Origin of the sequence: Streptomyces tendae, assembly GCF_008632955.1 — a bacterium.
Classification (GTDB): Bacteria; Actinomycetota; Actinomycetes; order Streptomycetales; family Streptomycetaceae; genus Streptomyces.
This window is the reverse complement of sequence record NZ_CP043959.1, coordinates 139,608-162,211: the sequence shown is the minus strand read 5'-3', so window position 1 is coordinate 162,211 and position 22,604 is coordinate 139,608. Positions and strand designations below refer to the sequence as shown.

Here is a 22,604-nt window from a genome sequence, read left to right as displayed (position 1 = left end):
AAGCGGTGGTCACACGGCAGCACCGCCGACGGCAGAAGCCCACGGCATCTGAACTGGTCAGAGCCGTGGGCTTCGCCAATCCCGCTGTTCAGCGGAGCCTGTGATCAGTAGACCGGCTGTCCAGGCGGTGGCCCCGACTGGTCGCCACGCGAAGTGTGTCCCTCAGGGCTCCGGTCAGGTTCTTCGCCAGAAGCCACATGTCGTCCGGGGCCGCGTCGGTGGCAAGCATGTCGGTCGCCTGGTCCAGTAGTGCGGTTGCCGTGCCGAGTTGTACTGACTCGATGTTGTCGGCCAGGCGGGACATATAGCCGCCGTTGTCATCGGTGCTGAGGAAGCACGGCTTGCCGTCGGGCCCCGTCCAGGGAAGGAGTCGCAGTTCGTTCGGCGTCGTCATGTGTTCGTCGACCTCTCGTCGATCACGTAGTGAGTGGTGAACACGGCGTCGGCGCGGTCTCCCGGCAGCACCAGGAGGGCCGCCTCGACCACGCGTCCAGCGGTGTCGGCCACCTGGCGCGTGACGGCGAGGACTGCCAGGGCGGAGCTGATCCGAAGGGTGGACGCCTCCTCCGGTGTCGGAAGGCGAACGCTGATCTCCTCCCGGACCTCAGCCGGCGGCGGGCGGAGTTCCGTCAGTCGTGTCACCACCGCCTCGTACGGGAGTGGCTCGCGGAGCACGACGGCCGGCGCCAGGTCGCAGGGGACGTAGATGCGCGCCAGGCTGTGAGGTCTCTCGTCCTCATGGCCGAGACAGAGGATCTCGGTCAGAGGGCTGCCGGTCGGCATCTTCAGCAGGGCCGCGAGATGCCCGCGGGCCCGCACCCTGGTGGTATGGACGGTGACGCTCAGGGGTGCGAGATCCATGCTGTGCGCGTCCGAGGTTCGCCTCCCGCCGACGTACGTGATTCTGCGGAGCGGACGACGGACGAAGTTCCCCTTGCCGTGGGTCTTCTCGACGAGACCTTCCGCCTGAAGCACGGCGAGGGCACTCCGCAGCGTCGGTGTGCTGACCCTGTACTGCGAGGCCAAATGCGCCTCAGAAGGCAGGCGTTCGCCGGGCTTGAGCCGACCCGTGACGATCCGCTCCCGGAGGTCATCGGCGATGGCGTCGCGTCGTGAGGGCACGGGCGGCATCACCGCCTCTCATTCGCATGAGCCGCAGGGCGACGAGCCGGGTCCCCGTGTGGATGGTCAGCAACTCGCCCGAGTCGAAAACGAGTCGTTTGGCTCCGCCGGGCAGTTGGAAGAGGTCAGTCACCCGGCACTGCCGGCCCCCGACCTGGATGACGTCGCCGAGCTGCACGCTGGCCGAGGTGATCTCGACAGGGGAGAGCACCGCGCCACTGAGTGCCGGCCCCCTCACCGTGCCGCCTCCGCCGGTACCGAGCATTTGGCGAGGGTGTGGCACGAGCAGTCGCAGGTCTCGTAGATCACCGGCACGTCGACCGGTGCGGTGGCCGGGGACGACTCCGCGCAGGCGTGGTGTGTGCCGATGCGGCAGGAGGCCGACCGGTAGGAGTCGGGACCGGATTGGGTGCTGTGGGGTTGTTGGCGGGAAGGCATCAGCGGTCACCCGCCGAGGCGTACCAAGGGCCGGCGAGAGGAGCGCAGCTCACGGCCGCCGAGCGGTGCCGCGCTCGTGCCTCACTGGCCAGTACGTATGGGCGGACGAGCGCCGTCTCCTCGCCCACGAGAACGTCCGTGTGCTCGCGGTGCCGACGCAGCAACAGCACTGCGCCGTAAGCGACTTCCGCAGACACGGCCACCGGCCGCGCAGGCGTTTCGGAGCGGCGGTGCCGGCCCTTGTAGAGGTACCGCTCCCTGAAGTGCGAGGCGGTACGGCGGATACGATTGAGCACGGTGTTCAGCCCCTATCGCTGATGACCCGGTCCCCCGACATCGCCCGTCGCGGGGACCGTTTGCGTACGACCGCCCAGAGGGTGCGGTCGTTCGAACTGGTGGCGAGGAGGCCGAAGCGGTCGGCATCGGCCACCGCTCCCAGGGCCTCCCGCCATGACTCCGCGGAGAGTGGTTCCGGCACCTCCGCCTCGATGGCCGTGCAGTCGTCGCGCTCCTCCACGCGGGTGGCGAGCCCGACGGCCGATAACCGGGCTGCGATGGCCTCCGCGCGATCCTTGGAAGCAGGCACAGGGCAGCCCTCCGGTTAGCGGCGATCACTTTGAGTAAAGCTAGTTAACTAGATTAGAGCTAGTGGACTAGATTTTCCATATGTCTGAGCAACCGCCCTACCTCCGCATCGCCGACGAGCTTCGGCGGCGGATCGCGGAGCACGAGTGGGAGCCGGGGGACCGGCTTCCCTCCCGCGCCCAGATCGGCCAGGAGTACGGCGTCGGCGACAACGTGGTGCGCCGCGCACAGGAGTTGCTGATCTCCCAAGGTGTGCCGGAGGGCCGCGCCGGTTCCGGTACCTACGTCGCCGAGCCACGGCAGCGCGTACGGGTGGTCCGGTCGTCGGCACGCGAGCAGCCCAGTGGCTCCCCGTTCCGGGCAGACATGCAGGCCGTGGGCAGGCAGGGCGACTGGGAGAGCCGGACCGAGGCCAAGGTTCCGGCACCGCCGGAGGTCGCAGCGCGTCTCGGTATCGCCGAGGGTGAGCTGTGCGTGCGGACGGCGTACGAGTTCCTCGCCGACGGCAGGCCGGTTCAGCTGTCGACGAGCTGGGAGCCGTACGACCTCACCGGCGGCACACTCGTCGTCCTCCCTGAGGGAGGACCGCACGCCGGGGCAGGGGTGGTGAACCGCATGGCGGAGATCGGCGTCACCGTCACCCACGCCGTGGAGCAACCGGAGCCGAGGCAGGCGACAGCCGAGGAGGCCTCACTCCTCGGCGTCCAAAAGGGCGCGCTCGTCACGCACATCCGGCGGACGTACTACAGCGACCAGGGACGGCCCGTGGAGACCGCGGACATCGTGGTACCCGCCGCGCTCTGCGAGATCGTCTACGAGATTCCGATCAGTCGCCAGCCGCGCACCACAAGCGCACCAGACGGAGCGGGGAACAGCGGGGAACCACGGTGAAAGCCGCCGAGGCCGACGAGGCGGCATCCGTACCGTTCGTGCAGGTCAGCGGCCGATCCGGCCGCGAATGATCGCAGCTTCCCAAGCTGAGAGCGCGAGTTCGATTCTCGTCACCCGCTCCATGCGAAACCCCCAGGTCATCGACCCGGGGGTTCTTTGTTGTCGTCAAGCCCGGCCACCCCCCTTGTCGCCCCTCGTCAGATGCTGTTGGACCCGCGCGGCCCTCCCGCACGGCCGGCAGGCCCGCACCATCGTTCCCCTGAGCTGCTGGTGCACGGGCTCACACACCGGCCAGCCTGTTTGTCCATCTGGTTCCGCAGTGCCGTGACCGCTCCCACCCGGCGAAGCAGAGCCCTGCTGTCTCCACTGCCCGGCCGCGATCACCATCCAGCAGGATCGACATCCTTGTATATACTTGCTGGCACTCTATATACCTTCGGAGGTGCATCAATGACTCGCACCGTTATAGACCTCGATGATCAGCTGGTCGCTGACGTGGCCAAGGCCCTCGGTACCAGCACCAAGAAGGAAACGGTGAACACCGCCCTGCGCGAGGTGCTGGAGAGCCGACGGCGGGCTCTGGCCCTCACCCGCCTGCGGGCGGCGTCGGCCGAGGGTGCCTTCGATCTCGACCTCCTTGAGGACAAGGGAAACTACCGTCGGTGAACGCCGCTCAGTTCCTGATCGACACCAGCGCACTCGCCCGGCTGTTGCGCGGCGACGCCGAGCAGTACGGCTGGGACCAGGCGACGGCAGCCGGGCTCATCGCCACGTGCCCCATCACGGAGCTGGAGTTCTTCTACAGCGCGCGTTCCGCCGCCGACCGTGCCCAAGGCATCGAGGACCTGCGTCTGCTCTTCGGCTGGGTACCGGTCGACGACCGCGCCTACGACCGCGCCTGGCAGGTCCAGGACACCCTCACCCAGCGCGGACACCACCGCAGTGCCGGAGCCGTCGACCTCGTGGTGGCGGCCACGGCCGAGTTGCAGGGACTGACCCTCCTCCACCGCGACCGGGACTTCGAATGCATCGCCGCCGTCACAGGCCAGGCGCTCCAGTGGTACGGGCCAGAACCCGGCAAATGAACCCTGGGCGCCGGGCGTTCGGCTGTTCCGTAGAAGCCTCGGCCACCGGCCTGTGGTGGCCGACGGGCTGGGACCGGGAATCGGCGCATGCGCGAAGGTGCTCCCCGACTGAATGCCTGCCTCTCCCGGAGACGGGTCCCCACCTATCTCCGTCCTGAGTTCTGTGGCCGCCGCTGAATCTTCTCCGCGTGCGCCTGCACAGGGGCCCGCCGCCACCGGACCTGACCGCAGCGTCGGCATGGGCGTCCTCCAATCATCCGACGGGCGCCGCTGGGCGGCCGCCCACGGTCTCGTCCTGTCCGTGTGGCGAAACGGCCCAATCGAGGATGCACACGCACGCCGGCCGACCAAGCGACGCAAGAAATCGTAGAAGCGCGGAAGCCGTCCGGGAGACCGGCGACCTCGCGAGCCCGCCGCCACTTCCGACCGAAGGTCGTGCGCCGGAAGGCCGCACCCTTCCCCCTACGAAGCAGGACTGGCCTCGGCCGCGTCAGTGCGCTGATGACCGGAGTCATCGGCCGGCGTACCGCCGTTGGCGTCCTTGCTGGGTCACGCCGCGGCGGATCCTCCGCCTGGCCCGGCACTGGCCCTTCACCAGCCACTCCACCGCCGCCCTCGAAAAGCTCACACTCCTGCCGGACCCGGCCGACCAGGCACGTCAAACGACGTCGTGAATGTTGTGCTCGGTCAGGTCGGACGCGTGCCGGGCGACGGTGCTGTAGTCGGCATCGTCGTGAAGGACAGTCAGGCCGTGGTGGGCGGCAGTGGCTGCGATGACAAGATCTACTGCCGAGGCACTGCGGTGCTCCCCGACCTGAGCCATACGGTGTTGCACCGCGCTGATCCAACGCCCTGCGTTCTTCGGCACCGCCGCATCGGGATAGAGGTCGGAGAACATTTCCGCGATCTCGTCGTACTCGCGGCGGTTCCGGGCGTTGTACAGGAACTCGGTGCGTTGCACGTAGCACGATGCGATGGCTCCGGCATCGATCGCGTCGTACCAGGCCGACTGCAGTTTCGGATCGCGGAGCAGCCTGACCAGGCCGGACGTGTCGAGCAGGTACATCACCGGCTGCGCTTCTCCGCCCTGTGCAGACGCTCGGCATCCTCGACGGCACCCCACTCACGGGCACGGTTGAAGTGACGGCTGATGCGCGCCGCACGCTCCTGCTGCTCGGCGTAGAAGTTCAGAGCGAGGTTCACCGCCTCCTTCTTCGTCCGGACGTTGGCCAGAGCCATGGCGCGCTCCAGGGCGTCGTCGTCGATGTCGATCTGGGTCACGGACATACCGCACCTCCCAGGTAATGTTGGTAATATACATAGAAGAATACGTCACCAACATTGACCGTTGCACGTGTCGGCCTCTCGGGCAGCGGCGGCCCGAGCCATCCGGACGGGCGCGTCGAGGCCGGCGGCGACCTCTTCCTGACACTGCTCGTCGGGGTATCGGCTGATCGGCGTAGCTGCCTTCAGGCAACTCCCCGCGCGGACCATCGCAGCGGGCAGCACGCGGCAGCCAGCCGAGCCGATGGCGGTTGACGGCCTCGTCCGAGCAGGGAAGCGTCGCGAGGGCGCGGCCGGTGCCTCAAACGGGCATGGTGTGCTCGCGTACCGCGATCCGTGCCAGCTTGGTCAGCATCATGCCGTTGCGGACCCTGACGAAGTAGTCCACGGGAAGTCCGTGCAGCCGCGTGCCGGGGCCTCTGAGGGCGTGCCAATCGAGGGTGAAAAGGGTGTGCTCGCCCCAAGGTGTCAACTTCATGGCGATGCGAGCCGCACCGAAGGGGTCTGCCTTGGCTTCCAACTGCAGGCGGCGACCTGGGTCGCAGATGCGGACCACGCAGGTGTCGTCGACTGTCAGAGGGCCGGTGCCGACGCGGACCTTCAACCGGGCGCCGACGTCCGGCCAGTGCGGGTCCACGGCGAGGACCTGCTGGGTTCCGGTCACCCACTGCCCGTAGCGGTGCCCGTCGGACAGCAGACTCCAGACTTCGGACGGCGAGCTCAGAATCAGACAGCGATTCCGGGCCATGATCACGCTCCTGAAGGACGGCCGGCATGGAGGCACTCCGCCTCTGACGTCCCCTGGGACGAGGACGGCCGGCGCAGCAGACGGCCGGCGGTTCGGACAGCGTTGGCATCCGGCCGCTGCCCGGCCCGATGTGTGGCCCGACGCACCCAGTTGCCGTCCCCGGCTGTCCCACCGGTCCGGCTTCCAGCGTCGCGCCGGCCTCAGCGCCTGCATAGTCCGGCAGGTCCGGACGAGTGAGGCGACAGCGGGGCGGCGCCGAACGCGGCTCGCTCGGCGCCCTCACCCAGCGCGGAAGCAGCGAGATGCACGGGGCCGGAACAGCGGGTCGGCCTGGTGGGCACCGCCCGGAACGGGCGGACCCGTCGTATCAGGGGCACCTCTTCAGTACGGGCGGACGGTGACACGAGGACGGGCCGCTTCGGAGGCCGGGACCCGATACGGGCATCCGGGGGCGGACCCAGCCTTCGACGGAGCGGTCGTCGCCCGGTCAGCCGTGGTACCTGACGCGGCACCGGCGACGGTGCCTGGTGGGGGAAGCGCGCACCCTACGCGGCGCCGGTGTGTGCGGGTCGCGTCCGGATCCGTTCGGCGTCGGGCCGCCGGCGTCCGGGCTGAGCGGCCCGGCCGGGAACAGCAGGTCCCGGCGGCGCTGTTGCACCGAGCGAGGCAGCGGCACCACAGGCGAGGACCCGAGGACCACGGAATCGCGGGCGGCGCCAGGCCCGGTTTCGGAAGGCAGGTACGCCCGCCGTGCTGCTCGGACCAAGGACACATCTCCACAGGAGGACTTCCCATGACTGACCGGCCCTTGACCCTCATGGCGGTGCACGCCCACCCCGACGACGAGGCCACCGGAACCGGAGGCATCCTCGCGCGGTACGCCGCGGAAGGCATCCGCACGGTTCTCGTGACGTGTACCGACGGCGGTTGTGGTGACGGACCGGGGGGTGTCAAGCCGGGCGATCCCGGGCACGATCCGGCAGCCGTCGCCCTGATGCGCCGCCGCGAGCTCGAAGCGAGCTGTGGCGTCCTGAAGGTCAGCGATCTGGAAACACTGGACTACGCGGACTCCGGGATGATGGGCTGGCCGACCAACGACGCCCCCGGATCCTTCTGGCGGACCCCCGTCGAGGAAGGCGCCGCCCGGCTCGCGGAACTCATGCGGCACTACCGGCCCGACGTGGTCGTCACCTACGACGAGAACGGCTTCTACGGCCACCCCGACCACATCCAGGCCCACCGCATCACGATGGCGGCGCTGGAAATGACCGCCCTGGCACCGAAGGTGTACTGGACCACGATGCCCCGCTCGGCCATGCAGCGGTTCGACGAGATCATGCGCGAATTCCACGAGGACATGCCGGAGCCCGATCCTGCCGAGGCCGCCGTGATGGCCGAGATCGGTCTTCCCGACGACGAGATCACCACGTGGGTGGACACCACCGCATTCAGCGGTCAGAAGTTCGACGCTCTGGCCGCACACGCCAGCCAGGGCGAGAACATCTTCTTCCTCAAGATGGGCAAGGAGAGGTTCGGCGAGTTGATGGGCATCGAGACCTTCGTACGGGTCCAGGACGCCACCGGCGCGGCCGTCCCCGAGAACGATCTCTTCGCCGGACTGCGCTGATCCGCCCGTCCGGCCCGGCGATCGGCAGCACGGCGGCGCACGGCTGCCACGGGCACTTCGCCGGGCAAACGGCGGGCCCGCCCCAAGCGTCCGGGAGCGGGCCCGCCGCCGTTTCGACGCGGGTCGTCGCCCGTCAGCCGTGGTACTTGATGTAGCCGTTGCCGTCCTTGTCGTGCGCCTTCTTGGTGTAGGCGTGGATGTCGGCAGGCGCGCCGCCCGGCTTGTAGAAGTAGATCGTGTCCTTGTCGTTGTTCCACATGAAGTTGCAGTTCTGGCGGTAGACGACGTTCTTGCCGTCGGAGTCGGTGCCCCGGCCGCCGCGCAGGTGCACGTAGTCACCCGGCTCGAGTATGTGGTTGGCCTTGAAGGTGAAGGTGTTGCCGGCGCGGTCCTTGACCTTGTAGCCCTTCAGATTCACCTTCGACTTCTTCGAGTAGTTCTTGATCGTCAGGTACTCGTTCTTGGTGTTCCCGCCCGAGCACTTGTTGGAGTCCCGGCCGGGGGCGTCGTACTGCACGCCCTTGATCTTGAGGGCCGAGGAGTACTCGGCCGCCTGCGCCGGAACGGCCCCCGTGAAGCCGAGCGCGGCGACCGCCGCGACGGTGGCGGCAACGGTCAGAGTGCGCCGGATGCGCATGAGGTTCCCCCCTCAGTGGTGCGAATGAAGCATCCGGAGCATACCTAAGGTGTTCATATGATGAAGTCAGTGTGAAGAATGTATGGTTGGCGACTGTCGCGGCCCTGCTACAGGGGTTCCCGCGGGCGCGGGCGGGGTGTTGTCCACGTGGCCGTTCACCTGGAAGAGGAGCCACTCAAACCGGTCCGGGTAACTTCCAGATCCGCAGCCCAGCCGTACATCGAACTGACATAGGGGCGTGCACCGCTCGGCCAACACCATGCGGGGCGGGCGGACTTGCTGCTCGGGCACCCCGCGCTGCGTCTCCTCGCGTGCGCGCCAACGCCGACGATCTTGGCCCGGGTCCATGTCTATCGCGCGACAGCAGGCCGTTCGGCCGGCTCAGGAGCGCATTTCGGCCGTTCCCGGGGCGGTGGGGCGCAAGGCGCCCTCCGTCCGTCAGGGCGGCTCTATTCTTCTACGCGTCTGTAGAAACAAACAGGCCCGGGTCCACCTGGGCCGCGCACCCCTGGAGACGACACTCATGGCCTCGATCGACCTGGACAAGGTGCTGGACAAGGCGTGGGCGGACAAGAGCCTGCCGGAGATCCTCGCTGCTCCCGTCGGAGCACTGAAGGGGGTCTCCGACCGTGACGGCGAACTGCTCCAGGAGGCGTTCGGCGTCAAGACCGTCGCGGACCTGGCGAACCTGAAGTACGTCCGCTGGGCCCAGGCCCTCGCGGCGCTCGACGCGGCCAAGTAGCCGGCCGCGGGCACCGGACGGGTGCCGTTTCGCCGGCGCGTGGGCGGACGGCACCTGACATGCCAGACTCTCGCGGGCAGGCAGGCAGGCGGACGGACATCCGGCCCGTGACGGGGGGGGGGGAGGGCCATGTCGGTGGCGTTTGCGACCTTGGTGCTGGTGTCGTTCCTGGTGTTCGTGGTGCTCTGGCTCACCTGTGCCGTTCTCGGCCTCTACGGCCTGGTTCTCGGACGTGCGCCAGGTCGGTGGCTGCGCCGCCACGTCCGGCAGCCGCGGCTGTGGGGAGCCGGCGTTCTGCTCGTAGCGGCAGGCAACTTCGCCCAGCCATCGGTCACCGTGGTCGGAGTCGGCCTCGTCGCCCTGGGGCATGTCGTGAGGCCAACTCCGTGATGAGCTGAACGGCTTCTCTGCCCCTCTACCCCTGAGGAGCGGGAGAGCCGGGCGTCAGAGCGGGAGGTCGTCCGGCAGGACGCGGAACGCCTTGTGCCGGCCCAACGGTCGGACGGCACGGAAGTCGCGGCGGTCGAGGGTGAGGATCGCGTCGGTGTCGTAGTCGGCGGCGAGGGCGACGTTCACCGCGTCGGCGAGATCGAGATCGAGTGCTTTGTAGCGGGCCCGCACGAACTGCGCGGCACCCAAGTGGTCGTCGGTGATCTCGGGCATGACGACCCGGCCCCGGCTCATCCAGCGCCGCAGGTCGTCGATCGCGCCGACGGCCACGGCGCGGCCGAACTCCCGGGTGGCCACGTGATCGAGTTCCGCCAGCAGGAGCGGGGACATGACCAGCAGACCGGCCGCCATGATCGCCTCGTTCGCCGCCTCGTGCTCCGGATGTGTCGAGTCCAGGGCGGCGAGCAGACCGGAGGTGTCGGCGATGACGATGATCACGCGGCGCTTCCCGACGACGGGTCCGTCTCACGGCCGACCGCGTCGGCGACGGCGTCACGGACCTCGGCCTTGGACGGTGTCCGTCCCCGCCCCTCGACCGTGCGGGAGAACAGCGGCTCGTCCCACACGCGGTTCGCCATGGCAGCGAGATGGATCCCCTGACGGATGATCTCGGCCTCGCTTATCCCGCGGCGCTTGGCCGCCTCCTTGATGATCGCCAGGTCCTCGGGGTCGGCGTAGACGTTCGTGCGCTTCATGGACATGTACCAATGCTAGGACATGTACCGGTGTGATGTACGGGAACGGGCACCCGCCTACCGGCACGCGGCCGGTCAGTCCTGGGGCTGCACGGAGGGCCGGGTTCCGGGGCCGCCGCCCGTCGGGAAGGCGACGGGGCACTCCGTGATCGGCTGGGTCATCGTCCAGTCGTTGCCGCTCACCAGGACGGCGCCCGGTGCGAGGTCCTCGGCGGGGCCCTCTTCGGCGCGGGGAACGGCGGTGACGGCCAACGGTGCCGCGTACGCCACCGTGCAGGTCAGCTGCAGCATCGCCAGGCGGCTCAGCGGCGCCGTCTCGCCGGGGAGCCGCACGGTGACGGTGCCGTCGCCGGCGACCGACACCCGCGGGGCGTTCTTCAGGCGGGGCAGCTCCGTGACGGCCACGGCCGCCTCCTTCACGTTCGGCCCCTCGAAGAGCAGGCGTACGACGCCTTCGACGTCGTCGGCCAGGCGGGGAAACGCCCTTGGGGCACCGTCGCCGTCGGTGAGGAAGAACAGGGAGACGGAGGCGGGTGCCTCGGTCGGCGCCGGACTGGGATCGGCCATGCCGCCCGCCGGCGCTCCCGCCTCGATGACGTCGGAGGCGGGGACCCCGCACCCCGCGAGCACCACCGCCGTCACCAGACCGGTCAGCAGTGGTGCCGTACGTCCGCCCCTTCGCCCGCGCCTCACGTCGTGCCTCCCTCGTCGCCGTGCAGCGGGAGCTCGACCGTGAAGACAGCGCCGCCGCCGGGCCGGTTCGCCGCCCGGATGCGTCCACCGTGCAGACGCACGTTCTCCGCCGTGATCGCGAGGCCGAGCCCGCTGCTCTCGCTCCTCGCCCGTGACGTGCTCGCCTTGTAGAACCGTTCGAAGATGTGCGGCATGGCCTCCCGGGCGATCCCCGGGCCGTTGTCGCTCACCTCGAGGACCGCCCACTCCGCCTCGCCGGGCCCGCCCCTCCGCACGCCCAGCGTCACCCGGACCGGCGGCTCGCCGTGCCGCAGCGCGTTGCCGACCAGGTTGGCCGTCACCACGTCGAGCCGGCGCGGATCGACCCGTGCGCGCAGCTCCCCCGGCCCGGGCAGCCGCAGTTCCACCTCCTCCTGCCGCCAGCGGGAGGCGATCGTGCGCCGCACGGACTCGGCCAGGTCGATCTCGTCCCGGTTGAGCTCGGCGGCCCCCGCGTCGAAGCGCGATATCTCCATCAGGTCGTTCACCAGCACACTCAGCCGGTTCGTGCCCTCGCCGATGAGCCGCAGCGCCTCACCGGTCTCGCTCTCCGCCTCCACGTCCAGCACGTCGGTGACCGCCGACATCGCCGCCAGCGGGGTACGCAGTTCGTGGGAGACGTCCGCCACGAAGCGGCGGCCCCGCGCCTCCAGACGGCGCAGCTCGGCCACGGTTCGCTCCAGTTCGGCCGCCGTCTCGTTGAACGACCGGGAGAGGTCGGCCAGTTCGTCGGTGCCGGTGACGTCGAGCCGGACGTCGAGGTGTCCCTCGGCCATCCGGCGCGTCGCCCGGCGCAGTGCCCGGACGGGCCGCAGCACCCCGCTCGCGGCGAGCAGCGCCAGCACCACGGCCAGGCACAGAGCCACCAGGGTGGCCCGCTCGATGCCGCTGACCATGGCCTCGACATACCCCTCCTCGGCGGTCTGCGGGACCTCCAGGTACATCACCAGACCGGAGAGGCGGGACTCCTTGCCGTTCTCCGCGATGTAGGTGACGGGCATGCCGACGAGGAGACGAGGGCTGCCGTCGACGTCCACCCGCTGGAACACCGCGGCCCGGCGCGTCGCGACGGACGTGAGCATCTCGTCGCTCGGCTCGGTGAACCGGGGGGTCGGCGCATATGCCCGACGGGTGCCGTAGGCGGCCATCACTCGCCAGCCCGCCGTGGGGTTCGCGTACAGCACCTGGTCCACCACCTTCTGCAGGTCGGCGGCGTCGGGAGAGGACGGGACGTACGGCGCGACGGCGTCGACGCTCGCACGGAACCGGTTGATGACGGAGTCCTGGCTCTGCTGCAGCACCCCGGTCCGTGCCTCGCGGAAGGCGAGGGCCCCGGTGCCGAGGGAGCTGAGCATGGCCACCAGGACGAAGGACGTGAGGAGGCGGGAGCGCAGACCGCGCAGGGGGAGCGGGATGCGGGCGACGGCGGCGCGCAGGACGCGGCGGGGGCCGGTGCGCGGCTCGCCCGTCGCCGAAGCCCGGGAGTCGGTGCTCCGGCGGTTCATGCGATGCCGTTGCCGGTGCCGAAGCGGTAGCCGAAGCCGCGTACGGTCTGCACGTACCGCGGGCTCCTGCCCTCGCCCAGCTTGTTGCGCAGGCGCTTCACGCAGGCGTCCACGAGGCGTATGTCGCCGTGGTAGCTGTGCTCCCAGACCGCTTCCAGCAGCTGCTGGCGGCTGAAGACCTGGCCGGGCGAGGCCGACAGGGTCAGCAGCAGCCGCAGTTCGGACGGGGCGAGGGTGACGGGTTCGCCCCGGTGCGTCACCACGAGCCCGGCGCGGTCGACGACCAGGTCGCCGTGCGTCTCCGGGCGGGGACGGGCGCCGTCCGGCGGTGACGCGTCCTGCCGGCGCAGGACGGCCCGTATGCGCGCGTCGAGGACCCGCGCCTGCACCGGCTTCACCACGTAGTCGTCCGCGCCGGTCTCCAGGCCCAGGACCACGTCGATGTCGTCACCGCGCGCCGTCACCATGATGATCGGCACCTGGTCGCGCTCACGGATCCGCCGGCACACGTCCAGGCCGGAGATGCCGGGCAGCATGAGATCGAGGACGACGACGTCCGGCCGGAAGGGTCCGAGCTGCTCCAGCCCTTCCTCGCCCGTCTCCACCCCGAGGACCTCGTGCCCCTGGTGCCGCAGGCCCAGCCGCACGGCCTGGCGGACGATGGAGTCGTCTTCGACGATCAGAATCCGTGGCATTGCGGCAGTTTAAGCAGACCGGACGACCGGTTCGGTAGCGGAGGATGACCGCTTTCCGGCCGTTGTTGCACAACGATCACATGGGAGGGGGAACCGGGACGTCGTTGCCGTTCCGTGATGGCGCGGGCTCACCCCGATCATCTGGGCTCCGCAGATTGACCCCATGCGTTCGGTACGAGAGAGGCACACCGCACCCCCCGCCGGCACCCGCGCCGTCCACCACGGCTCCCCCCGGCGCCGGTCCTCCCGTCGCCGGGGACGGCCGCGCCGCCGGGGACGCGGACTGCTGCTCGGCCTGCTGGTGGTGGTCCTGCTGGGCACGGCGGGGTACCTGCGCACGGGCGGCCGGGACGACGCCGCCGGGCACGCGCCGCGGACGCCGGACGCACGCGTCGCCCCCACGCCCGCACCCTCCCCTCCGCGTACGAAGCCCTCTGTCGCCGCCTCGCCCTCCGCGGCCCCGACCACGATCGACGTGCCCGCGGAGGGCAGCGGGACGTTCGTCACCGCGCCGGCCGGCGGGAGCACCGTGGGTGAGGGTGCCCGGCCGCTGCGGTACGTCGTGGAGGTCGAGTCCGGACTGGACGTCTCGCCGTCCCGGGCGGCGCGGGAGATCGCCGGGATCCTCGCCGCCCCACGCGGCTGGACCCACGACCCGGACAACGCGTTCCAGCTGGTGGGCGCGGGATCGCCGCACGACCTGCGGATACGGATCGCCACGCCGGCGACTGCGGACGCCCTGTGCTGGGAGGGCATCCACCAGGACACCGGGGGCGAGTACAACTGCGAGGTGCCCGACGGAGTGGTGGTGAACCTCCGGCGCTGGGTGAAGGGCTCGCCCACCTTCGACGGGCCGATCGAGGACTACCGCGCGCTGATCATCAACCACGAGATGGGCCACTTCCTCGGCCACGCGCACATGACCTGCGGCGGCCCGGGACAGCCGGCCCCCGTGATGATGCAGCAGATCAAGGGCCTGCGGGGCTGCGTCGCCAACGCCTGGCCCTACGACGAGAACGGCGACCTCGTCACCGGACCCGCCGCCTGACCGGCCGCTGGACCCGGCGAGGTCAGGCCGGCGCGGTCAGGCCGCCGGGGCGAGTTCCGCCGCTCCGAAGGAGACGTCGAAGCGGTCGCACCAGATGCTGACGCTGGTCCAGGCGGACGGGTCCGCGTCCTCGGGGATGGCGTAGTTCTGGCTTCCCTTGTTGCCCTTCAGCGCTCCGAGGTCGACGTACCGGCCGTCGTCGAAGACGTGCCAGCCGGCCCGCCCCTCCTTCACCGGCGCGTCGGTCAGCCACACGCGCAGGTCGGGGCCGTTGCTGGTGTCGAGCCCTTCCAGCCGCACCACTCGGCTGCCGTCGGCCAGCCGCACGAGGCTCACCGTGCCGGTGGTCGCGTGCTCATGGCTGATCAGCTCGCCGCTCGCCAGGGTCACCGGGCCGGGCGGGGGCGCGGTGGACGCCGTGCCGGACGGGGCTCCGCCCGGGGCCGCCGTCGCGGCCGGGGCGGCCGGGGCGGCCGTCACGGCCCCGGGCAGTGCCTCCCGCACCGTCTCGTCCTGCCACAGCTTCCACGGCTGGAACCAGTACAGCCCGAAGCCCGCCACGGCGGTCACCCCCACCAGCAGCACGGCCGTCCACGGCCTGAACAGCCCGTCGCGCACGCGTCCCATGTCGCCCCACCTCCCCCGTCGTTCGGTCCCGTCAGTCAACAGGAGGGGCGGGCGCGCCGGGCCGCACGGCCCATGACGAAACCCTTACGGATCCCGCCGGGCCGGGTCTGAGTATCCGAACGGATGTGCACCGGGCCCGCGATGGGAAAGGGTGGGCGCATGCGTCGACTTCTGCTGCTCGCACCGGTGTTGGTGGCCCTCGCCGGCTGCGGGGTGATCCAGTCCTCCGAGGGCGAGGCCACCGACTCCGCGCGGGAGGTGGCGACGAGGGCCGGCCAGCGGCTCGCCAGTCAACTCCCGCGCACGGCCGACGAGGTGGGCTACTCGGCGTCGTACCTGGACGGGGTGGAGGTCCTGCGGGTCGAGGGCGACTCCACGCACGAGGGCGACGGTGTCGAGGTGATCGTCCGCACGTCCGGCTCGGCGTACAACGGCTGGTTCGACGTCGAGCAGGTGACCGTGCGGCGCTGCTTCTCCCTACGGGTGTCCCCGAGGGCGGAGTGGGGCGAGGAGGCCCGGGACGTCGACTGCCCCGAGGGCCCGCCCCTCCGCTTCCCCCCGCCGCCCGAACCGCCCCGGGTGCCGTCCGAGGCGCTCGAGGCGGAGCTGCCCCGCGTCCCGGCGGGCGGCCGCGTGGACGAGGCCGAGGTGCGCCGGGTGCTCGCCGCACTGGACATGGATCCGGAGATCACCACAGAAGTGAAGACGGAGGACGGAAGCGTCGGCATCCTCCTGTCCCCGCCGTCCTCCCGCTACGAGCCGGTGGACTGCGTCCTGGCCGTCGTCGGCCCCGGCAGGACGAACGTCTGGATGCCCTCCCGCATCCAGCGCATGCCCGGCGAAGGCGGCTGCTCCGTCGACAACGCCCTGCACCCCCTGCCCCCGCCGCACTGACACGAACACCCGCGTGGGGCCGCCCCGGAACGTGGCCGGGGCGGCCCCACGCGGGTGTGGGGACGAGGTCAGTGCTTGAAGGTGTCCTTCGTCTTCTCCTTGGCCTCGCGGGCGTCGCCCTTGCTCTTCGTGGCCTGGCCCTCGGCGGCCATGCGGTCGTTGCCGACGGCGCTGCCCAGGGCCTCCTTGGCCTTGCCCTGCGCCTGCTCGGTCTTCGCCTTGGCCTTCTCACCGGCACTCATGGAGCATGCCTCCTCGTAGCGTTCGGGCGAACTCGTCGTGGCCCTCGGGTGCCCCCACCGCTCCTTCACAAACAAGGAAGCAGTGAGGTGTGAGGGTGCGGACCGAGGGCAAACGGTGCGGCAGGAGGTCGATAACTATGGTTCCCCTGTTGCTGGTTCTGCTTCTCGCCCTGATCCTCTTCGGCGCGGGCTTCGCGGTGAAGATCCTCTGGTGGATCGCGATCGCCGTGCTCGTCGTCTGGCTGCTCGGCTTCGTCATGCGTTCCACCAACGCGGGCGGTGGTCGCGGTCGCTGGTACCGATGGTGACGCGCCACCGCGCGACACCGCACCACCCCCCGGGGGCCCGGTCACCACGGTGACCGGGCCCCCGGTCCGTGCGGCCGCGGCGCCCGCCGCCCCCGCCGTTCTGTCCGCGAACGTCCCCGGATGTGTCCGTGATCGGTAACGGACGCATCCGGGGACGTCCGTCCGTCGTCTCGCCCAGTGGTTCCCAGGGGAGCCCGGGACGCGGGCGACGAGCGACGGCAGGAAAGCGGGGCGGGCCATGGCGCGGCACGGCGGTGGACGGAGCTGGTACGGCAAGGTGGCCGGGGCGGCACTCGGTGTGACGATGCTGGCCGTCGGCGCCTCGGTGTACACCGCGCAGGCCGACGTCGTGGGCGGCGCGACACCGCAGGCGTCCGCGCCCGCGAAGCCGGGCGGAGAGGCCCGGCGGGTCTCGGCGACGATCGTGCACGCCTCCGACGCGGGTCCGCGCGGCGTCAACATCACCATCGACGACGGCCCCGACCCCCGCTGGACGCCCGAGGTGCTCGATCTGCTGCGCGAGCACGAGGTGAAGGCCACCTTCTGCCTGACCGGCGTCCAGGCACGGACCCACCCGGACCTGGTGAAGGACATCGTCGCGGCCGGCCACCGGCTGTGCGACCACTCCGTCTCGCACGACACCGCCATGGACCAAAAGTCCGAGGCCTACCAGTCGAAGGAGATCCTCGACGCCGAACGCATGATCACCGAGGCGTCCGGAGGCGTACGGCCCCTCTACTACCGCGCGCCCGGCGGCGCGTTCACCCCGCACAGCCGCCAGGTGGCCGCCTCCCGGGGCATGCGCCCGCTGGGCTGGAACGTCGACACCAAGGACTTCGAGCAGCCGGGCGCGGACGCCATCGTCGCCACCGTGCAGCAGGAGCTGTCCAACGGGCCGACCATCCTCTTCCACGACGCCGGCGGCGACCGCGAGCAGACCGTCGAGGCCCTGCGCCGCGTGCTGCCCTGGCTGAAGGAAGAGGGCTACTCCTTCGGCTTCCCGGTGCGCTGAGCGCCCGCAACAATCCCGTTTCAGGGCAGACCCGGCTGTTCAGGATGTTGCGCCGCCAGGCAGACTCTGGCCCGTACACCCGTCGACAAAGGATGGCTCCTTCATGATCACGCTGACCAAGGAAGACGGCCCCGCGGACCTGGACGGGGTCACGCACCTGTCCATCGGCGTCTCCTGGGACCCGACCGCCGGCAGCAGCGGCGGAGTGCTCGGCAAGCTGCGCCGCAAGACCGGTACGGACCTGGACCTGATCGCGGTCGCCATGTCGGGCGGCGACCCGGTGCGCCTCGCGGGCCTGGACTCGCTCGACCCGATGGGCAACGGCTCCCTTCTGCACAGCGGTGACAACCAGACCGGCCACGGGGACGGGGACGACGAGACGGTGACCGTCGAGTTCTCCCGGCTGCCCGGCGCCATCACGGCGGTCGTGTTCGTCGCCGCGGCCTACAAGAAGGGCAGCTCCTTCCAGAAGGCCCGCAACATCAGCTTCAAGGTCTACGACGCGACCGGCGGCAGTACCCAGCAGGTGGCCGACATCTGGCCGAGCATGCTCAGCCAGGACAACGGCTGCGCCGTGGCCAAGGCCGTGCGCGTGGGCAACAGCTGGAAGCTCCAGGTGATCAACGAGACCGGCAAGATCAAGCAGGGTGACGAGCACGCTCTGATGCGGTTCGCCGTCAGCAAGTAGCACACGGCACGAGGGGCACGACGGCGGCCACGGCACCGGACCGGGTGCCGTGGCCGCCGTCGTGTCAGGGCCTGCCGAGCTCGGCGTGGACGCGGCCCTCGGTGTCGCGCACGGTGACGGTGGGCATCGAGGCGAACGGATCGTCGTCGTCGCGCCGGACGGCGTCGGTGACGGCGTACCAGACGCCCCATCCCGGGCTGCCGGGCAACTCCAGCAGATGGCCGCGGACCACGCCGGCCGTCGTCCCGACCTCGACGACGGAGGCCGTGCCCGCACCGCCGTAGTAGAGGCCGGACAGGTACTCCCGGCTGCCGTCGCCGTGGCTCTGCATCGACACCCCGGGCGTGCTCCGGTCGATGTTGCCGTCGACCACGCTGCGGAACTGGGGAAGCTCGGGCATGTCCGGCGTCGTCCAGTGCTTCCCCTCCTCCGTCAGCCACAGGACGAACCCCGGCGCCGCCGTCACCCGCTCACCGGGAGCGACGACGCGGGGTGTCGGGGCGGGCGGCCGCTGCGAGGCGGTGGGCGTGGGCGTAGGGGTGGGCGAGGCGCTCACCGTCGCGGCCGGGCGCGTGGTCCGGTCGGCGGCGTCGTCCGTGCCGTGCACGACGACGAACGCCAGCGGCACCAGCAGCAGACCGCAGCCCGCGCCCAGCACGGTGGTCCGCCGCCTGCGCCGGATCGTCCGGCCCCGGCGTTCCACGTCGGCCAGCGGCGCCCGGGACGGTGTGATGCCGTACGCCGCCGCGGCCAGCGCCTCGCGCAGCCGGCCCGTCTCGGCGGGCCCGGCGTCCGGTTCTTCTTCGGTCGGCAAGTGGTTCATGAACGGGCTCCGGGAAGAGGATGCGAGCGCTCGGCGGCGGCGAACGCGGGATGGGAGCGCAGGGCCTCGAGACCGCGCCGGGCATGCGTCTTCACCGTGCCGGGCGAGCAGTTGAGCACCTCGGCGATGGCGGTCTCGGGCAGGTCCTCCCAGTAGCGCAGCACCAGCACCGTCCGCTGGCGGGTGGAGAGCGTGCCGAGTGCCTCGGTGATCGCGGCGCGGTGCTCCACGGACTCGGCGTGGCCGTGGTCCTCCTGGTGCACCCGCTCCGGCAGGAACGGCATCAGCAGATGCGTGACCCGTCGTCTGCGGGTGCGGCTGATGTTGTTGTTGACCAGTGAGCGCCGTACGTAGAAGTCGACGTCGTCGGCGGGGATGCGTCCCCACCGGGCGTACACCTTGGCCAGCGTGGTCTGCACGAGATCCTCGGCTTCGTGGAAGTCCCCCGTGAGCAGGAGGGCGGTCCGCACCAGACGGCCCCAGGCGGCACCCGCGTAGGCGGCGAAGTCCGGGTTCGCCGGGAAGGGTGCTGATGTCTCGTACTGCGGCACGGACCGGTTCCTCCGGGTCGGGTGTGGGGGGTGGAGCGGGGGCGGGACCGGCCGGGGTGGGCCGGCCCCGCCCGTGAGGTCAGCGGGGCAGCGCCAGCGAGGCGTAGACCCGGCCCTTGGTGTCGCGGACCGTCACCTTGGAGGCGAAGTGCCAGGACCCGTCGTCGGCCGGCACGGCGTCCGCGGTGGCGTACCAGACGCCCCAGCCGGGACGGCCGGCCAGCTCGATGAGCTTCCCGCGCACGGTACCGGCCCTGGTCTCGATCTCGACGGTCGAGGCGATGCCCTTGCCGCCGTAGTACAGACCGGAGAGGTGGACGCGCTCCGGCGTGCCCTCGGACTGCAGGGAGACACCCGGGCTGCTCAGGTCGATGTTGCCGTCGACCACACTGCGGAACTGCGGCTCGGGGTCGCCGGGGGTCGTCCAGTGCTTGCCCTCGGGCGTCAGCCACAGCTCGAACCCGGGAACGGCGGTCACGTGCTCACCGGGGGCGACGACGCGCGGCGTCGGGGCGTGCTTCCTCGCGGTCACCGCCGCCGTGGCGGGCGCCGCCTGGACCGGCAGCGCCTGCGCCGTCCCCGCCCGGCCGGAGATCTCGTGCGGCGCCGTGGCGGGCGCGGCGTACGACACCGTGGCCATGCCGGCCACCGCGGCCGTGACGACCGCACCGGCCAGGTACTTCAGCGTCCGTGTCATGAACGGGCAACTCCTCGTGCAGTACGGGCCTTTGCGGACCCGTCGGTCGGATGGACGGAGGGCGCCTCTCCACCCGTACAAACCCCGGCCCTCCGTCCGCGGATGACACCCGCCGCGAAGTTTCTTCGCCGGTGGGCCGGGACGGCGGCGGGCCGGGGCCCGGCCGTCCACCGGGTGCCCGGGGCGCCCGCCGGGCGTATCGTCCCGGTATGGGCGTCGGGTGCGACAGGGGTGCCCCGCGACCGCGGCCCCCCGGCTCCGGGTCACCCGGGCGTCCACGCCGTCGAGGCGCCGAGAGACGCAGGGGACGCCCGCCTCCCCTGCCGGACGGAGTCAGCCGTGGAGGTGCTGGAACGCACCCTGGTGCAGGGCATGCGGGACACCGGGGCCCACGTCGGCGGCCTGTACCTGTTGGCCGCCCAGGAGCGGGCGCTGCGGCTGGCGGTGCTGAGCGGTGTCCCGTGGGACGTCGCCCTGCCGTGGGCCAGGGTCGGGCTCGGCTACCACTCCCCGGTCGCCGACGCGCTGCGCGAGGACCGGCTGGTGTGGCTCGGCGGGCCGGAGGAGGTGGCGCGCCGGTATCCGCAGCTGGCCGTCGTGCTGCCGTACCCGTTCATGCTGGCCGCGTCCGCGGTCACGGCCGACGACACGGTGTGGGGCGGGCTCGTGCTCCAGTGGCCCGGCTCGCGCCCTCCGGAGCTGAGCGGCGCGGAACGGGACACGATCGACGCCCTGTGCCGACGCCTCGGCGGACTGCTCAGCACCGCCGCCGACCGTGACGCCCCGGTGCTGCCCGGCGGCGCCCCGCGGCTGACGCCCCCGCCGGACGTGCTCACCGGTGAGCCCCGGGATCCCGCGGTCGCCTTCGCCGAACGCCTGCCCGGCGGGTGCTGCTCGCTCAACGCCGACGGCCGGATCGTCTTCGTCACCGACACCGCCGCCCGGCTCCTCGGCGCCGCGCCGTCCGAGCTGCTGGGCGTCCGGCCGTGGGAGGCGCTGCCGTGGCTGAACACCCCGGTCGCGCAGGACAACTACCGGGCCGCGGTGTTCAGCCGGCGTGCCACGTCGTTCACCGCGCTGCACCCGCCGGGCCGGTGGCTGTCCTTCCGGCTCTACCCGGACGGCACGGGCATCAGCGTGCGCATCGCGTCCGTCGCCGCGCCGGGCGTACCGGACCCGGGACCGTCCCCGGCCCCCGAACCCGTCGCCGCCGACCGGTCCGCGGGCGTGTACCACCTGATGCACCTGGCGGCGACCCTCTCCGAGGCGGTGGGGGTGGGGGACGTCGTCGACCGGGTCGCCGGCCTGGTGCTGCCCGCCACCGGGGCCCAGGCGCTGATCCTGATGACGAGCGAGGAGGGCCGGCTGCGGATCATCGGCCACCGTGGCTACACGGAGGACCTGATGGGCCACTTCGACGGGGTGCCGCTGACCGCGGACACCCCCGCGGCGCAGTGCCTGGCCACCGGCACGCCCGGCTTCTTCTCCGCCTTCTCCGACCTGCGGCGCGCCCATCCCACCGCGATCCGCGTGGACGACATGGCCGCCTGGTGCTTCCTGCCGCTGCTCGCCTCCGGACGCCCCGTCGGCACCCTCGTCCTCGCCTACGACCGCCGGCACACCTTCGCCCCCGCCGAACGCGCGCTGTTCACCTCCCTCGCCGGTCTCGTCGCCCAGGCCCTGGACCGCGCCTGCCTCTACGACGACAACCGCCGCCTCGCCCACAGCCTGCAGGCCGGGCTGCTGCCGCACGCCCTGCCGCGGCTGGCTGGGCTCGAGGTCGCCGCCCGCTACCTCCCCGCGGGCCGCGGCACCGGTGTCGGCGGCGACCTGTACGACCTGATCCGCCTCGACGACACCAACGCCGCGGCCGCCATCGGCGACGTGCAGGGGCACAGCGTGCAGGCGGCCACGCTGATGGGGCAGGTGCGCACCGCGGTGCACGCCACGGCCGGGGCGCCGCCCGGGGAGGTGCTCGCCCGCGCCAACCGGCTGCTGACCGACCTCGACCCGGGCCTGTTCACCAGTTGCCTGTACGTGCACCTGGACCTGGCGCGCCACCGGGCGCGGCTGGCCTGCGCGGGCCATCCGCCGCCGGTGCTGCGGCATCCCGACGGGCGCACCGAGGTGGTCGACGTGCCGTCCAACCTGCTGCTCGGCATCGACGCCGACGCCGACTACGAGTGCGCCGGCATCGCCCTGCCGCCCGGGTCCGTGCTGGTCCTCTACACCGACGGTCTGGTCGAGGTACCCGGCGTGGATCTCGGCGACGCCGTCCACGGACTCGCCGACCGGCTGGCCCTCGCCGGCGACCTGGACGCCGAGGCCCTCGCCGACGTGCTGGTCCACGACGTACGGCACCGCGCGCACCGCGGTGACGACGTGGCGTTGCTGGTCCTGTGCGCCCGGTAGCCGGAGCACCGGTCAAGTTGCCGTGCGCGGGTGATGCGAGAAGGTGAGTAGGGGAGTCCCCCGAAG

29 protein-coding genes and 1 pseudogene are annotated in these 22,604 nt (G+C 71.3%); 12 read left to right on the top strand and 18 right to left on the bottom strand.

Going from position 1 to position 22,604, the window contains the following annotated elements; genetic code table 11:
• Positions 1-88: 88 nt before the first annotated feature.
• The 4 genes and pseudogenes from F3L20_RS00790 to F3L20_RS00765 form a co-directional block, all read right to left on the bottom strand.
• Positions 89-394: a hypothetical protein gene (locus tag F3L20_RS00790; protein WP_150151058.1), complete on the bottom strand. Its 306-nt coding sequence runs from the start codon at positions 392-394 to the stop codon at positions 89-91.
• Entirely contained in the window at positions 391-1,131 is a 741-nt protein-coding gene (locus F3L20_RS00785; RefSeq protein WP_167534431.1) for a GntR family transcriptional regulator, read from the bottom strand. Before F3L20_RS00785 ends, F3L20_RS00790 begins: the two co-directional genes overlap by 4 nt.
• On the bottom strand, positions 1,091-1,387 hold the full coding sequence (locus tag F3L20_RS00780) for a hypothetical protein (RefSeq protein ID WP_150151055.1): 297 nt from the start codon (positions 1,385-1,387) through the stop codon (positions 1,091-1,093). Before F3L20_RS00780 ends, F3L20_RS00785 begins: the two co-directional genes overlap by 41 nt.
• Before the next feature lie 481 nt (positions 1,388-1,868).
• Positions 1,869-2,146 (bottom strand): annotated as a pseudogene (locus F3L20_RS00765) (hypothetical protein).
• A gap of 80 nt (positions 2,147-2,226) precedes the next feature.
• Here F3L20_RS00765 and F3L20_RS00760 point away from each other — a divergent pair.
• From F3L20_RS00760 to F3L20_RS00750, 3 genes are all read left to right on the top strand, one after another.
• Positions 2,227-3,036 (top strand): GntR family transcriptional regulator, encoded by an 810-nt coding sequence (locus F3L20_RS00760; RefSeq protein ID WP_150151043.1) that lies wholly within the window; start codon positions 2,227-2,229, stop codon positions 3,034-3,036.
• Between the two features lie 450 nt (positions 3,037-3,486).
• Complete coding sequence (locus F3L20_RS00755; protein ID WP_150151040.1) at positions 3,487-3,702, top strand: type II toxin-antitoxin system VapB family antitoxin; 216 nt, start codon at positions 3,487-3,489, stop codon at positions 3,700-3,702.
• Entirely contained in the window at positions 3,699-4,121 is a 423-nt protein-coding gene (locus tag F3L20_RS00750; RefSeq protein WP_150151038.1) for a PIN domain nuclease, read from the top strand. The genes F3L20_RS00755 and F3L20_RS00750 overlap by 4 nt, the downstream gene beginning before the upstream one ends.
• Before the next feature lie 658 nt (positions 4,122-4,779).
• Here F3L20_RS00750 and F3L20_RS00740 read toward each other — a convergent pair.
• The 3 genes from F3L20_RS00740 to F3L20_RS00730 form a co-directional block, all read right to left on the bottom strand.
• Positions 4,780-5,190 carry a PIN domain-containing protein gene (locus tag F3L20_RS00740; RefSeq protein ID WP_150151035.1) on the bottom strand — a complete coding sequence of 137 codons (411 nt, stop codon included), beginning with the start codon at positions 5,188-5,190 and terminating at the stop codon, positions 4,780-4,782.
• On the bottom strand, positions 5,187-5,408 hold the full coding sequence (locus F3L20_RS00735) for a type II toxin-antitoxin system VapB family antitoxin (protein WP_206338842.1): 222 nt from the start codon (positions 5,406-5,408) through the stop codon (positions 5,187-5,189). Before F3L20_RS00735 ends, F3L20_RS00740 begins: the two co-directional genes overlap by 4 nt.
• Positions 5,409-5,706: 298 nt before the next feature.
• Positions 5,707-6,153: an SRPBCC family protein gene (locus F3L20_RS00730; protein WP_150151029.1), complete on the bottom strand. Its 447-nt coding sequence runs from the start codon at positions 6,151-6,153 to the stop codon at positions 5,707-5,709.
• 793 nt (positions 6,154-6,946) lie between these two features.
• Between F3L20_RS00730 and F3L20_RS00725 the strand changes: the two genes are divergently transcribed.
• Entirely contained in the window at positions 6,947-7,780 is an 834-nt protein-coding gene (locus F3L20_RS00725) for a PIG-L family deacetylase (RefSeq protein ID WP_150151026.1), read from the top strand.
• A 133-nt stretch (positions 7,781-7,913) separates the two neighbouring features.
• Here the strand turns inward: F3L20_RS00725 and F3L20_RS00720 are convergent, their stop codons facing one another.
• Positions 7,914-8,417: a lamin tail domain-containing protein gene (locus F3L20_RS00720; RefSeq protein ID WP_150151023.1), complete on the bottom strand. Its 504-nt coding sequence runs from the start codon at positions 8,415-8,417 to the stop codon at positions 7,914-7,916.
• Between the two features lie 523 nt (positions 8,418-8,940).
• On the opposite strand from F3L20_RS00720, the gene F3L20_RS00715 reads away from it, so the two are divergent.
• Together F3L20_RS00715 and F3L20_RS00710 are read left to right on the top strand one after the other, a co-directional pair.
• Positions 8,941-9,159: a hypothetical protein gene (locus F3L20_RS00715; RefSeq protein ID WP_150151020.1), complete on the top strand. Its 219-nt coding sequence runs from the start codon at positions 8,941-8,943 to the stop codon at positions 9,157-9,159.
• Positions 9,160-9,294: 135 nt separating this feature from the next.
• Positions 9,295-9,549, top strand: coding sequence for a hypothetical protein (locus tag F3L20_RS00710; protein WP_150151017.1), 255 nt, complete (start codon positions 9,295-9,297; stop codon positions 9,547-9,549).
• Positions 9,550-9,603: 54 nt separating this feature from the next.
• Here F3L20_RS00710 and F3L20_RS00705 read toward each other — a convergent pair whose 3' ends face one another.
• The 5 genes from F3L20_RS00705 to F3L20_RS00685 form a co-directional block, all read right to left on the bottom strand.
• Positions 9,604-10,047, bottom strand: coding sequence for a PIN domain-containing protein (locus F3L20_RS00705; protein WP_150151014.1), 444 nt, complete (start codon positions 10,045-10,047; stop codon positions 9,604-9,606).
• Positions 10,044-10,310 carry a CopG family transcriptional regulator gene (locus tag F3L20_RS00700; protein ID WP_150151010.1) on the bottom strand — a complete coding sequence of 89 codons (267 nt, stop codon included), beginning with the start codon at positions 10,308-10,310 and terminating at the stop codon, positions 10,044-10,046. The genes F3L20_RS00705 and F3L20_RS00700 overlap by 4 nt, the downstream gene beginning before the upstream one ends.
• 69 nt (positions 10,311-10,379) lie before the next feature.
• Positions 10,380-10,997: a hypothetical protein gene (locus F3L20_RS00695; RefSeq protein ID WP_240810810.1), complete on the bottom strand. Its 618-nt coding sequence runs from the start codon at positions 10,995-10,997 to the stop codon at positions 10,380-10,382.
• On the bottom strand, positions 10,994-12,541 hold the full coding sequence (locus F3L20_RS00690) for a sensor histidine kinase (protein ID WP_150151007.1): 1,548 nt from the start codon (positions 12,539-12,541) through the stop codon (positions 10,994-10,996). Before F3L20_RS00690 ends, F3L20_RS00695 begins: the two co-directional genes overlap by 4 nt.
• Positions 12,538-13,236 carry a response regulator transcription factor gene (locus tag F3L20_RS00685; RefSeq protein WP_150151005.1) on the bottom strand — a complete coding sequence of 233 codons (699 nt, stop codon included), beginning with the start codon at positions 13,234-13,236 and terminating at the stop codon, positions 12,538-12,540. Before F3L20_RS00685 ends, F3L20_RS00690 begins: the two co-directional genes overlap by 4 nt.
• A gap of 163 nt (positions 13,237-13,399) precedes the next feature.
• Here F3L20_RS00685 and F3L20_RS00680 point away from each other — a divergent pair, with 163 nt between their 5' ends.
• The gene (locus F3L20_RS00680) at positions 13,400-14,284 is read left to right on the top strand and encodes a DUF3152 domain-containing protein (RefSeq protein WP_150151003.1); all 885 of its coding nucleotides are present in this window, start codon (positions 13,400-13,402) and stop codon (positions 14,282-14,284) included.
• A gap of 36 nt (positions 14,285-14,320) precedes the next feature.
• Here F3L20_RS00680 and F3L20_RS00675 read toward each other — a convergent pair whose 3' ends face one another.
• Complete coding sequence (locus F3L20_RS00675) at positions 14,321-14,911, bottom strand: DM13 domain-containing protein (protein WP_150151000.1); 591 nt, start codon at positions 14,909-14,911, stop codon at positions 14,321-14,323.
• Between the two features lie 159 nt (positions 14,912-15,070).
• Here F3L20_RS00675 and F3L20_RS00670 point away from each other — a divergent pair, with 159 nt between their 5' ends.
• Positions 15,071-15,805 carry a translation initiation factor IF-2 gene (locus F3L20_RS00670; RefSeq protein WP_150150997.1) on the top strand — a complete coding sequence of 245 codons (735 nt, stop codon included), beginning with the start codon at positions 15,071-15,073 and terminating at the stop codon, positions 15,803-15,805.
• Between the two features lie 68 nt (positions 15,806-15,873).
• Here F3L20_RS00670 and F3L20_RS00665 read toward each other — a convergent pair whose 3' ends face one another.
• Positions 15,874-16,047 (bottom strand): CsbD family protein, encoded by a 174-nt coding sequence (locus F3L20_RS00665; protein ID WP_145829158.1) that lies wholly within the window; start codon positions 16,045-16,047, stop codon positions 15,874-15,876.
• A gap of 137 nt (positions 16,048-16,184) precedes the next feature.
• Here F3L20_RS00665 and F3L20_RS00660 point away from each other — a divergent pair, with 137 nt between their 5' ends.
• The 3 genes from F3L20_RS00660 to F3L20_RS00650 all read left to right on the top strand — a co-directional run bounded on the left by F3L20_RS00660 (position 16,185) and on the right by F3L20_RS00650 (position 18,055).
• Positions 16,185-16,355, top strand: coding sequence for a hypothetical protein (locus F3L20_RS00660; protein ID WP_006134603.1), 171 nt, complete (start codon positions 16,185-16,187; stop codon positions 16,353-16,355).
• 238 nt (positions 16,356-16,593) lie between these two features.
• Positions 16,594-17,367: a polysaccharide deacetylase family protein gene (locus tag F3L20_RS00655; RefSeq protein ID WP_150150995.1), complete on the top strand. Its 774-nt coding sequence runs from the start codon at positions 16,594-16,596 to the stop codon at positions 17,365-17,367.
• A gap of 103 nt (positions 17,368-17,470) precedes the next feature.
• On the top strand, positions 17,471-18,055 hold the full coding sequence (locus F3L20_RS00650) for a TerD family protein (protein ID WP_145829156.1): 585 nt from the start codon (positions 17,471-17,473) through the stop codon (positions 18,053-18,055).
• Between the two features lie 64 nt (positions 18,056-18,119).
• Here the strand turns inward: F3L20_RS00650 and F3L20_RS00645 are convergent, their stop codons facing one another.
• The 3 genes from F3L20_RS00645 to F3L20_RS00635 form a co-directional block, all read right to left on the bottom strand.
• Positions 18,120-18,878 carry a hypothetical protein gene (locus F3L20_RS00645; RefSeq protein ID WP_150150993.1) on the bottom strand — a complete coding sequence of 253 codons (759 nt, stop codon included), beginning with the start codon at positions 18,876-18,878 and terminating at the stop codon, positions 18,120-18,122.
• Positions 18,875-19,429 carry a SigE family RNA polymerase sigma factor gene (locus tag F3L20_RS00640; RefSeq protein WP_150150990.1) on the bottom strand — a complete coding sequence of 185 codons (555 nt, stop codon included), beginning with the start codon at positions 19,427-19,429 and terminating at the stop codon, positions 18,875-18,877. Before F3L20_RS00640 ends, F3L20_RS00645 begins: the two co-directional genes overlap by 4 nt.
• A 79-nt stretch (positions 19,430-19,508) precedes the next feature.
• Positions 19,509-20,126: a hypothetical protein gene (locus F3L20_RS00635; protein WP_150150986.1), complete on the bottom strand. Its 618-nt coding sequence runs from the start codon at positions 20,124-20,126 to the stop codon at positions 19,509-19,511.
• A gap of 372 nt (positions 20,127-20,498) precedes the next feature.
• Here F3L20_RS00635 and F3L20_RS00630 point away from each other — a divergent pair, with 372 nt between their 5' ends.
• Entirely contained in the window at positions 20,499-22,538 is a 2,040-nt protein-coding gene (locus F3L20_RS00630) for a SpoIIE family protein phosphatase (RefSeq protein WP_150157171.1), read from the top strand.
• The last annotated feature ends 66 nt before the right edge of the window (positions 22,539-22,604 follow it).